9 protein-coding genes are annotated in these 11,106 nt (G+C 60.3%); all 9 read right to left on the bottom strand.

The window, feature by feature from the left end:
* Positions 1-26 precede the first annotated feature (26 nt).
* The gene (locus tag ACODTD_RS28085) at positions 27-932 is read right to left on the bottom strand and encodes a cation diffusion facilitator family transporter (RefSeq protein ID WP_011332210.1); all 906 of its coding nucleotides are present in this window, start codon (positions 930-932) and stop codon (positions 27-29) included.
* 129 nt (positions 933-1,061) lie between these two features.
* Complete coding sequence (locus ACODTD_RS28080; protein WP_011332209.1) at positions 1,062-1,826, bottom strand: SDR family oxidoreductase; 765 nt, start codon at positions 1,824-1,826, stop codon at positions 1,062-1,064.
* A 739-nt stretch (positions 1,827-2,565) separates the two neighbouring features.
* Positions 2,566-3,282, bottom strand: a complete 717-nt coding sequence (locus ACODTD_RS28075; RefSeq protein WP_011332208.1) for an ABC transporter ATP-binding protein — start codon at positions 3,280-3,282, stop codon at positions 2,566-2,568.
* Entirely contained in the window at positions 3,279-4,151 is an 873-nt protein-coding gene (locus ACODTD_RS28070) for an ATP-binding cassette domain-containing protein (protein WP_007950657.1), read from the bottom strand. Before ACODTD_RS28070 ends, ACODTD_RS28075 begins: the two co-directional genes overlap by 4 nt.
* Entirely contained in the window at positions 4,148-5,449 is a 1,302-nt protein-coding gene (gene livM / locus ACODTD_RS28065) for a high-affinity branched-chain amino acid ABC transporter permease LivM (RefSeq protein ID WP_011332207.1), read from the bottom strand. The genes ACODTD_RS28070 and livM overlap by 4 nt, the downstream gene beginning before the upstream one ends.
* Before the next feature lie 3 nt (positions 5,450-5,452).
* Entirely contained in the window at positions 5,453-6,367 is a 915-nt protein-coding gene (locus ACODTD_RS28060; RefSeq protein WP_007915894.1) for an ABC transporter permease subunit, read from the bottom strand.
* A gap of 228 nt (positions 6,368-6,595) precedes the next feature.
* Positions 6,596-7,729, bottom strand: a complete 1,134-nt coding sequence (locus ACODTD_RS28055) for an ABC transporter substrate-binding protein (RefSeq protein WP_011332206.1) — start codon at positions 7,727-7,729, stop codon at positions 6,596-6,598.
* Between the two features lie 364 nt (positions 7,730-8,093).
* On the bottom strand, positions 8,094-9,377 hold the full coding sequence (gene amaA, locus ACODTD_RS28050; RefSeq protein WP_489105416.1) for an L-pipecolate oxidase: 1,284 nt from the start codon (positions 9,375-9,377) through the stop codon (positions 8,094-8,096).
* Positions 9,378-9,544: 167 nt separating this feature from the next.
* The gene (gene amaB / locus ACODTD_RS28045; protein ID WP_489105415.1) at positions 9,545-11,035 is read right to left on the bottom strand and encodes an L-piperidine-6-carboxylate dehydrogenase; all 1,491 of its coding nucleotides are present in this window, start codon (positions 11,033-11,035) and stop codon (positions 9,545-9,547) included.
* Positions 11,036-11,106 lie beyond the last annotated feature (71 nt).

Below are 11,106 nucleotides of genomic sequence, written 5' to 3'. Positions count from 1 at the left end.
GGTGGCGACTCCCTCGCCACGCAACATCAGGCAATCCACTTCCTGTCGCCGGTGAAGCTGATGGTCAGCCAGCGCGCCGCATCCGGTTTGCCCAGCTTCGCGGAAATCTCCTCACGCAGCACATCCAGCTGACCGACGCTCTGCAGCCGGTAATTCGCCGGCAACACCACATGAATTTCGATGAACCGCGCCCGCCCGTGCTTCTGCACGTAGGACACGTAGTCGTCGAAACCATGCTCGACCTTGGCCGCATCCATCACCTGGCGCACCTGATCGTCCAGCGTGTCCGGCGCAATACCGAGTACGTCCCGCAGCGCCGGGCCGAGGATCTTGAAGGCCGGCGGCAGCATGGTCAGGGCCAGCACGATGAGAATCAGCGGGTCGACAAATTTCGCCCACTCGCCATAGCCCTGGGACTTGAGCAGCAGCGCCGCGAGAAAACTGATCAACAGGCCCACCGACAGCATCGCGTCTACAAGCCAGCTGATGTTGTCGAACTGGATAAGGCTCGACTTGAACTTGCGATTACGGTGGCGCACGTAGAAGAAGTAGGCGAACTCGACAACGGTGAACACCGCCGCGTAGATGATCACCAGCCCCAGCTCGATTTCACGACCGCCGTTGATGATGCCGAACACACCGTTGAGAAACGCGTAGATCGCGATCAGCAACAGAAAACTGCCCTCGATCAACAGCACCATCGGCTCCAGATGCCAGAAACCGAACTGGAAACGCTGGTTGCTTTGCTTGGCGATCAGCTTCGCGGTGATCAGCATCAGGACTTTGATGAACGTTGCAATCAACGAAAAAAAACCATCGAACAGGATGGACTGGGAACCCGAAACAAAACCGGTGGCGATCCCGGCGATCGACACGGCGAACATCAGGATGGTCGATTGTTTGAGCAGCGACTGCTCACCTCGGTTACTCACTTTGACTCCTCGAAAAACCTTGAAAACCGCTGGGTGCGGCGGGTTGTTGAGGAGTGAGTCTACCTTACTGCCAGATTTTGGCCGATTTGCCCTCTTTGCCAGCCCACTGACAAAGAGGGCAAAACCGTATCAAGCCTTGTTACGCTCGATGGCAAAACCGGCCCAGGTCTGGCTCACCGGCATCAGCTCCAGGCTGTTGATGTTGATGTGCGCCGGCGCATTCAGCACCCAGAAGATCGTCTCGGCGATGTCCTGCGGCTGGATCGGCTCGGCACCGGCGTAGGTGGCGTCGTAACGCGCCTGATCGCCGGCGAAACGCACCAGCGAGAACTCGCTCTCGCACAGGCCCGGCTCGATGTTGCTGACGCGCACGCCAGTGCCCTGCAGGTCGCAGCGCAGGTTCAGCGAGAACTGTTTGACGAACGCCTTGGTCGCGCCATAAACGTGGCTGCCCGGGTACGGGTAATTACCGGCGATGGAACCGAGGTTGATGATACCGGCGCCGCGACCGTGGGCGATCAGGCGCGGCAGCAACAGGCGAGTGCTGTACATCAGGCCTTTGACGTTGGTGTCGACCATGGTGTCCCAATCATCGAGGTCGCACTTCGGTGCAGGGTCCACGCCCAGCGCCAGGCCGGCGTTGTTGATCAGGCCGCGCAGCTTGGCGAACGATGGCGGCAGGTTGGCAATCGCCTCCTCCATCGCCTTGCGATCACGCACGTCCAGCACCAGGCCATGCACTTCGGTCTGCTTCGACAGTTCGGCGCACAGCGCGTTGAGGCGTTCTTCACGACGACCGGTCAGCACCAGTTTCCAGCCGGCCTCGGCAAAACGACGGGCACAGGCTTCACCAAAACCGGAGGTCGCGCCGGTGATAAACAGGGTGTTGGACATCGTGTTCTCCTTGCTTCGGCCGCCGGGGCAGCCATTGGAATAGAAAATCAGCGGGCAGCATGCCCGGCCCTGCTTTAACCGGCAACCACCGAATCCTGCTCATTAATTGATCAATGGCCGCTACGCCATACACGCCGTGGTCTGTAGCCATGTGCACGCACGTTATCCACAAGCCCTTCCACAGTTTCCGGGGGCAAGTGGAAAAGCGCAAAGCCGCGCCACACAAGGCTTTGCGAGCGATTCAGAAAGTTTTTTGCTTGACCCTGAACAACCAGTTGTGCCGGACAGGGCATTTTGCACGACCGACCGGTCATGGCCATGATTGCGCGAGGCCAGCAATTACGGCCCTCAGCCGAGTCTTTCCAGAGTTTAATCACAGACTTATCCACAGGATTGACCAAAGCTGTCGGCGCTGTTTTGCGCCTCCACAAAAAGGTTGACAAACAAGCCTTCGCCTCAGCAAAAACACACTGCTCAAAAAACAACCACAGCGCTGAAAGCCACGTATTCAAAGGCTTACAGCCAGCTACACCCACGTTATTCACAGCCAGCTCCACAGCAAACGGGGACAAGTCAAAACTGTGGAAGAACAGCCATTTGCAGCGGCTTTATGTCGCGCTTTGGCAGGTTGGCGATTTTGTTTTCCACAATTTCCCGAAAGTCCTCGTTTTCCGAGTACGAGCAGGCGCAAAAAAGCCCCGACACTCACGCATCGGGGCTTGTGGACAACTTCAAACGATCAATGACCGCCAAGGTAAGCGTTACGCACTTCCTCGTTCACCAGCAGTTCCTGGCCGGTGCCCGTCAGGCGGATCTCGCCGTTGACCATCACGTACGCCCGGTCGGACAGTTTCAACGCGTGGTTGGCGTTCTGCTCGACGAGGAAAATGGTCATGCCGGTTTTCGCCAGTTCCCGCAGGGTGGCGAAGATCTGTTTCACCACGATCGGCGCCAGACCGAGGCTCGGCTCGTCCAGCAGCAACAGCTTGGGCCGGCTCATGAGCGCCCGGGCGATCGCGAGCATCTGCTGCTCGCCCCCGGACATGGTCATGGCCCGCTGATTACGGCGCTCTTCGAGCCGCGGGAACAGCTCGAACATACGCTGCATGTCTTCCTTGGCGTACTTGTCGCCGATCGGAATGGTGCCCATCAGCAGGTTTTCCTCGACGGTCATGTCGGGGAACACCCGCCGCCCTTCCGGCGACTGCGCGATGCCGTTGGAAGCGATGTAGTGCGATGACTTGTGGGTAATGTCCACGCCTTGATAGAGGATCTGCCCGCCCGCCGCCCGTGGCTGGCCGAAAATCGACATCAGCAGCGTGGATTTGCCGGCACCGTTGGAGCCGATCAGGCTGACGGTTTCTCCTTCGTTGATCTGCAGCGAAACGCCTTTGAGGGCCTGGATCGGGCCGTAGAACACGTCCAGATCCTTGAGTTCGAGGATGGGTTGCGTCATACGACTTCCTCTTCGTCGGCGCCCAGGTAGGCAGCGATCACTTTCGGATCGTTACGAATGGCATCCGGACCGCCCTCGGCGATGACGATGCCGTGGTCCAGCACCACGATGTGATCGGAAATGCTCATTACCATGCCCATGTCGTGTTCGATCAGCACCACGGTCAGATCGTGCTCGTCGCGCAGCAGCCGGATCATCGCGCTCAGCGCTTCGGTTTCCTGAGGGTTGAGGCCGGCGGCCGGTTCGTCGAGGCAGATGATCTGCGGCCGCGTGCACATGGCCCGGGCGATTTCCAGACGGCGTTGCTGGCCGTAGGACAGTTCACCGGCCAGACGGTTGGCGCAGTCCACCAGATCCACCACTTCCAGCCAGTAGAACGCGCAGTCCAGCGCGTCGCTTTCGGCCTTGCGGTAACCCTTGGTGTTGAGGATGCCGGCCAGCATGTTGCGGTTGACCCACATGTGCTGGGCCACCAGCAGGTTTTCCAGCACCGACATTTCCTTGAACAGGCGAATGTTCTGGAACGTCCGGGCCAGGCCCGCGCGGTTCACCAGGTGGGTGCCGCCGAACATCTTGTAATACAGGCGACTGGCAAAGTTTTTCGGCGAGACGAAGTCGGTCGGTTTGAACGACTCGCCCAGCAGCTGGATGACGTTGGTCTGCTGGCCGCGCACGTTGAGTTCGATCTTGCCGCCGGAAGCCTTGTAGAACCCGGTCAGGCAGTTGAACACCGTGGTCTTGCCGGCGCCGTTGGGGCCGATCAGGGCGAAGATCGAGTTGCGTTTGACCTTCAGGCTGACGTCGCTCAAGGCCTTGATGCCACCGAAGTGCATCATCAGTTTTTCAACAGAGAGTACGACTTCACTCATGGCGCAGTCCTCTCATAGTGAATGGCACCTTTGCGTGGAGTGACCCCGGTACGGCTGATGCGGATCAGCCCGCGAGGTCGCCAGATCATCATCAACACCATCAGGATGCCGAACAGCAGCACGCGGTATTCGGCGAAGCCGCGCAGCAGTTCCGGAGCAACCGTCAGCACGAACGCTGCAATCACCACACCGATGGTCGAGCCCATGCCGCCGAGCACCACGATGGCGAGGATCAGCGCCGATTCGAAGAAGGTGAACGAGGTCGGGTTGACGAAGCCTTGATAAGTCGCGAAGAACACACCCGCCAGACCGGCGGTGGACGCACCGATAGTGAACGCCGAGAGCTTGACCAGTACGTGGTTGAGGCCCATCGAGCGGCAGGCGATCTCGTCTTCACGCAAGGCTTCCCAAGCGCGGCCAACCGGCATCTTCACCAGACGATGCTTGATGTACAGCACCGCCAGCACCACCAGGAACAGCACCGCATAAATGAAGTAGTACTTCACGTCCGGGTTGTAGGCGATGCCGAAGAACTCGTGGAACGGCACCCCGCCATCCTTCGCCCGCTTGCCGAATTCCAGACCGAAGAAGGTCGGCAGTGGCGCCGGCATGCCGTTCGGGCCGCCGGTCAGGGACAGCCAGTTGTTGAGCACCAGACGAATGATTTCACCGAAACCCAGGGTCACGATCGCCAGGTAGTCGCCGTGCAGGCGCAGTACCGGGAAACCGAGGATGCAACCGGCAAGGCCAGCGGTGATCGCTGCGAGCGGCAGCACGGTCCAGAAGCCCAGCCCGAGGTACTGATACCCGAGCGCCAGACCGTAGGCGCCGATGGCGTAGAACGCCACGTAACCCAGGTCGAGCAGGCCGGCCAGACCGACCACGATGTTCAGTCCCAGCCCCAGCAGCACGTAGATCAGTCCGAGGATGACCACACCCAGCAGGTAGGAGTTGGAGAAGAACGGCAACGCTACGGCGATGGCGATCATCAGCGGGATGATCCAGCGCAGGCGCGATTTGTAGTCCGGGGGCAGCACATGCACGCCGGAACCGGTGCTCTCGAATCCGTCGAGAATGCGCAGGCCTTTGGGGGTTTGCAGGAACAGGCTGAGGGCAAAACGGCCGGCCATGACGATGGCGATGATCCACGCCACGCGGGTCGGTTCGAGGTTGAAGCTGTAGCCGTCGAGTACCACGCCGACAATCGGCCCGAACACGATCAGGGCGATCAGTCCGGCGAGAATCGCCTCAACCAGGCTTTTTTTGACATCAATGGATTTTGTAGTGGTTGAAGACATCGCTTACACCTTCGACACAAGAGGACGGCCCAGCAGGCCCTGAGGCCGGAAGACCAGAACAAGTACGAGCAGCGAGAAGCTGAACACGTCTTTGTAGTCGGAGTTGACCAGACCCGAGAACAGCGACTCGGATATCCCGAGGATGATCCCGCCGAGCATGGCGCCAGGCAGTGAGCCGATCCCGCCCAGTACCGCCGCAGTAAATGCCTTGATGCCGATGATGAAGCCGGCATAGAAGTCGAAGGTGCCGTAGTTCATGGTGATCAGCACGCCGGCCAACGCCGCCATGGCCGCACCGATGATGAACACGTAGGAAATGACCCTGTCGGTGTTGATGCCGAGGATCGAAGCCATTTTGCGGTCTTGCTGGGTCGCACGGCACATGCGCCCGAGCTTGGTGTACTTGATGACGTAGGTCAGCAGGCCCATGCCGACGAATGCGGCCACCAGGATGAAGACTTTGGTGTAGGTCAGCTGCACGAAGCCGGTACCGACTTCGACACGCCATGCACCGGTCAGCAGCGTGGGTACGCCCTGTTGTTTGGCGCCTTGGGCGATCTGTGCGTAGTTTTGCAGAATCAGGGAGATGCCGATGGCGCTGATCAACGGTGCCAGTCGGGTGGAGTTGCGCAGGGGTTTGTAAGCGACTCGCTCGATGACCCAGCCATACACCGCCGTGATCACGATGGTGAATATCAGGGTGCCGAGCATCAGCAGCGGGAAGGATTCAATACCGAAGTAAGCCAGCAGAGCCAGACTGATTGCCGCCAGGTAAGCAGAAATCATGTAAACCTCGCCGTGGGCGAAGTTGATCATGCCGATGATGCCGTAGACCATTGTGTAGCCGATGGCGATCAGGCCATAGACCGACCCGAGGGTCAGGCCGTTGACCAGTTGCTGCAGGAAAATACCATCCATAACGCAATCTCACGCAGTGAGAACCTGCACACCCTGAGGCGCGCGGTTCTTCTAGGAAAAATACAGATTTACGTCGGAGCAATGTCAGACAGGAAACCGCAGCCCCCTTGTGGGAGCTGGCTTGCCAGCGATAGCGGTAGAACATCAACAAAGTTGTCGACTGTCAGGCCGTCATCGCGGGCAAGCCCGCTCCCACAGGGAATGTGGCGTCCGGTTGATCAGGTGCCGTTATTTCTGTTTTTCCAGCTGGTGATATTTGCCGTCCTTGTCCCACTGGTAGACCACGTAGTCGGAGACCTTCAGGTCGCCTTTGGAATCCCAGGTCTTCTCGCCCATGACGGTCTTGACCGGGTTCTTCTTCAGCCACGCAGCGGCCTCCTCGCCCTTGTTCGATTTGGCGCCGTTAAAGGCGGCGGCCAGGGCCTGAACCGATGCATAGGCGTACAGGGTGTAGCCTTCAGGCTCGGTGCCAGCCTTGCGGAATGCATCTACCACGGTCTTGCTGTCTGGCAGCAGGCGTGGGTCGGCACCGAAGGTCATCAGCACGCCGTCGACGAACTGCGGGCCACCGGCGGTGGTCACCAGTTCGTCGGTCACGATGCCGTCATCGGACATGAACTTGACGTCTTTCAGGCCTTGTTCACGCAGTTGGCGAACCAGCGGGCCGGCTTCCGGGTGCAGGCCACCGAAGTAGACGACATCGGCGCCGGCGCCACGGATCTTGGTGACGATTGTGCTGAAGTCTTTCTCGCCACGGGTCAGGCCTTCGTACAACACTGGCTTCACGCCGCGTTTTTCCAACTGAGCCTTGGTCGCATCGGCCAGGCCCTGACCGTAGGTGTCCTTGTCGTGCAGCACGACGACTTTCTTGCCCTTGAGCACGTCGACGATGTAATCGCCGGCGACGATGCCTTGCTGGTCGTCACGGCCGCACATACGGAACATGGCGCTCAAGCCGCGCTCGGTCACTTGCGGGTTGGTGGAACCCGGAGTGATGGCGATGATGCCGGCTTCATCGTAGATCTCGGACGCAGGAATGGTGGAGGACGAGCAGAAGTGGCCGACCACACCGGCGACTTTCTGGTTGGTGAGGTCCTTGGCGACCGTCACCGCCTGTTTCGGCTCGCAAGCGTCATCGCCCTTGACCAGGACGATTTTCTCCCCGTTGACGCCGCCCGCCGCGTTGACCGCGTCGGCCGCCGCTTGTGCCCCTTTCATGTATTGCTCGCCAAATGCCGCGTTGGCGCCCGTCATCGGACCCGCCACACCGATTTTCACATCAGCTTGTGCAAACGCAGAAACACCCAGCGCAGTAGCCACTGCGAGGGCCAGAAAGCCTTTCTTGTAAAACGTCTGGGACATGAGGTGGTGCTCCAAGGTTTTTTTTAGTTGGCACTGCGACTTCACTTGAATGCTCAGAGCAAGGGCCGTGCCATCGGTTTTTTATTCTTCAAAAAGTCGCTGCTTTCTTGTTATTTCGACTGTTTCGTTCCCATTTTCATTGGGCGTGCAACCGTCTAAACCGCGGAAGGTGAAACCAATTATTTTTTCAGGCGCAACCCGCACGCGCCATCATTGCAACCGCGGCGCCAAACGACGTGCAACCAGCCTGTAACAGCCCGCGTCACCGAACTGCACACTGCTGGTGCGGGACTGCTACAACCCGCACCATTACAGGCTAGTCGCTACATCGAAAAGCGCCGCTTCCGGCAACATATTTCAACACTCAGATGACGATCCGCAGGCACTGGCCCGCGTGATACAGCGAGAACCCGGCCTCGTACAGACAACTGCGCAAGCCCACCCCCGCCAGCGGCTGCATCGGGGCGAAGGGAATCGGCAATGCCTGAGGATTTCCGTTACACAGGTAATCGGCGAAGGCCTTGCCGACCACAGTGCCGGTGGTTACGCCACGGCCGTTGTAACCGGTGACGGCCACCAGTCCCGGCGCGGGCTCGAACAGGCGCATCAAATGATCGGGAGTGAACGCGATGCGCCCGGTCCAGGTGCATTCCCACTCCACGGGTTTGAGGTTGGGGAAGTAATGCTGCTGCACCCGGTCGGCCCAGGCCTTGAGGAACCAGGTCGGTTTCTGATTGCCGTTGCCGAGACTGCCCAGCAGCAAACGACCATCCTTGTCACGGCGGATGCTGCTCAGCACCTGGCGGGTATCCCACGAGCCCTGCCCGCCCGGGAGGATTTCCTGAGCGGCGTCTTCGGTGAGCGGCACCGAAGCGACCTGATAGTAGTAACCGGGGAAGAAATTGCGCTTGAGTTCGGTCCAGTCGCCTTCGGTGTAGGCGTTGGAAGCGATAACCACCTGTTCGGCGAGCACCGAACCCTGCTCGGTCTGCACCGACCATTTCGGCCCCTGGCGTTCAAGACGCGCGACCGGCGAGTGATCGAACATCTGCCCGCCAAGGCGCATTACAGCGTTGGCCAGCCCGGTGACATACGCCATCGGATTGAGCGTACCGGCACGCCGGTCCAGTAGTGCGGCGGCAATCTTCTGTGTGCCGGTCGCCTGTTCACAGGCCTTGCCGGTCAGCAGTTCGACCGGTGCGCCGCGGCGTTTCCATTGTTCTTCGCGACTGCGCAGGTCCGCCTCACCCCTGGCGTTGTGCGCCATGTGCAAGGTGCCTTCGCGGCGCAACTGGCAATCGATGTTGTATTTATCCACAAGGCTGAACACCAGCGCCGGCGCCGCACCGAGCATGCGGTTGAGCTGACTGCCGACCGCCTCGCCGAAGCCGGCTTCGATCTCGTCCGGTGGAATCCACATCCCGGCGTTGACCAGCCCGACGTTGCGCCCGGAGCCGCCATGCCCGGCGCGATGGGCTTCGAGCACGCAGACACTTTTGCCTTTCTCCAGCAGATGCAGCGCCGCCGACAACCCGGTGAACCCGGCGCCGATCACGCAGACATCGACTTTGACCTCGCCCCTGAGCGCCGTGTTATCCGGTCGTTGCGGCGTGAGTTTTTCCCACAGACATTCTTCGCGTAACGGCATTGCCAGACTCCAACAGAAACCTAACAAACACACAGTTCAACAATGTGGAAGCGAGCCTGCTCCGGGCGGCGCTCCGACGAAAGCGGCGTTTCAGCCAACATTGGTGTCGACTGACACACCGCTATCGCGAGCAGGCTCGCTCCCACAAGGGACTTACCGCTCAATCCTCAATCGAACGTAATGCCCTGCGCCAGCGGCAACTCCAGCGAGTAGTTGACGGTATTGGTCTGCCGACGCATATACGCGCGCCATGCATCCGAGCCCGACTCACGACCGCCACCGGTTTCTTTCTCGCCACCGAACGCGCCGCCAATTTCCGCACCGCTCGGGCCGATGTTGACGTTGGCGATGCCGCAGTCGCTGCCGACCGCCGACATGAATTTCTCGGCCTCGCGCACATCGGTGGTAAAGATGCACGACGACAGGCCCTGCGGCACGGCGTTGTTCAGGCGCAGCGCCTCTTCAAAATCGCTGTAGCCGACCACGTACAGGATCGGTGCGAAGGTCTCGCTGCACACCACGTCGCTCTGCTCCGGCATTTCAACGATGGCCGGCGACACGTAGTAGGCGTTAGGGAATTGATCTTCCAGTTGGCGCTTGCCGCCGAACACCCGACCGCCCTCGCTCAAGGCCTGCTCCAGCGCGTCCTGCATGTTTTCGAAGCTGTGCTTGTCGATCAGCGGGCCGATCAGATTGCCTTCCAGCGGATGGCCAATACGGACCTTGGAGTACGCAGCTTTGAGGCGGGTAACGATTTCTTCTTTCACCGATTCATGGGCGATCAGGCGACGCAAGGTGGTGCAACGCTGACCGGCGGTGCCGACGGCGCTGAACAGAATGGCGCGCACGGCCATGTCCAGATCGGCGCTCGGGCCGAGGATCATCGCGTTGTTGCCGCCCAGTTCGAGAATGCTGCGGGCGAAGCGCGCGGCAACTTTCGGCGCCACTTCGCGGCCCATGCGGGTGCTGCCGGTGGCACTGATCAGCGCGACACGCGGGTCATCCACCAGCGCTTCGCCGGCATCGCGACCGCCGATGATCACCTGGCTCAGGTGCGCCGGGGCATCGCTGAAATTTTTCAGTACGCGTTCGAACAGCGCCTGACAGGCCAGCGCGGTCAGCGGGGTTTTCTCCGACGGCTTCCACACCACCGGGTTGCCGCAGACCAGCGCCAGCGTGGTGTTCCACGCCCACACCGCGACCGGGAAGTTGAACGCACTGATCACGCCGACCACGCCCAGCGGGTGCCAGGCTTCACGCATGTGGTGGCCCGGACGCTCGGAGGCGATGGTCAAACCGTACAGCTGGCGAGACAGACCGACGGCGAAATCGCAAATGTCGATCATCTCCTGCACTTCACCAAGGCCTTCCTGGGTGATCTTGCCCGCTTCCCAGGACACCAGTTCGCCGAGTTCGGTCTTGTATTCACGCAGCACTTCGCCGAACTGACGCACCAGCTCGCCGCGACGCGGGGCCGGCACCTTGCGCCATTGTTCGAACGCATGATCGGCGCGACTGATGTGCTGCTCGACTTCGGCCGGGCCTTCCCAGTTCACGGCGCCGATGCGGCTGCCGTCGATGGGCGAATGCACCGGCACTTTGCCGTTCTGGTACAGGGCCGGGTTCACACCTAGACGATCAAGCAATGCGGCAACCATGGGTCACTCCTCAAGCAAAAAACTGAATGTGTGCGGGCGCGATTTCACGACCGGGCAGACCTTTAGTTGTA

This window comes from Pseudomonas sp. FG35 (assembly GCF_057809295.1).
Note: the sequence above shows the minus strand (reverse complement) of the source record. Positions and strands in the feature narration are given on the sequence as shown.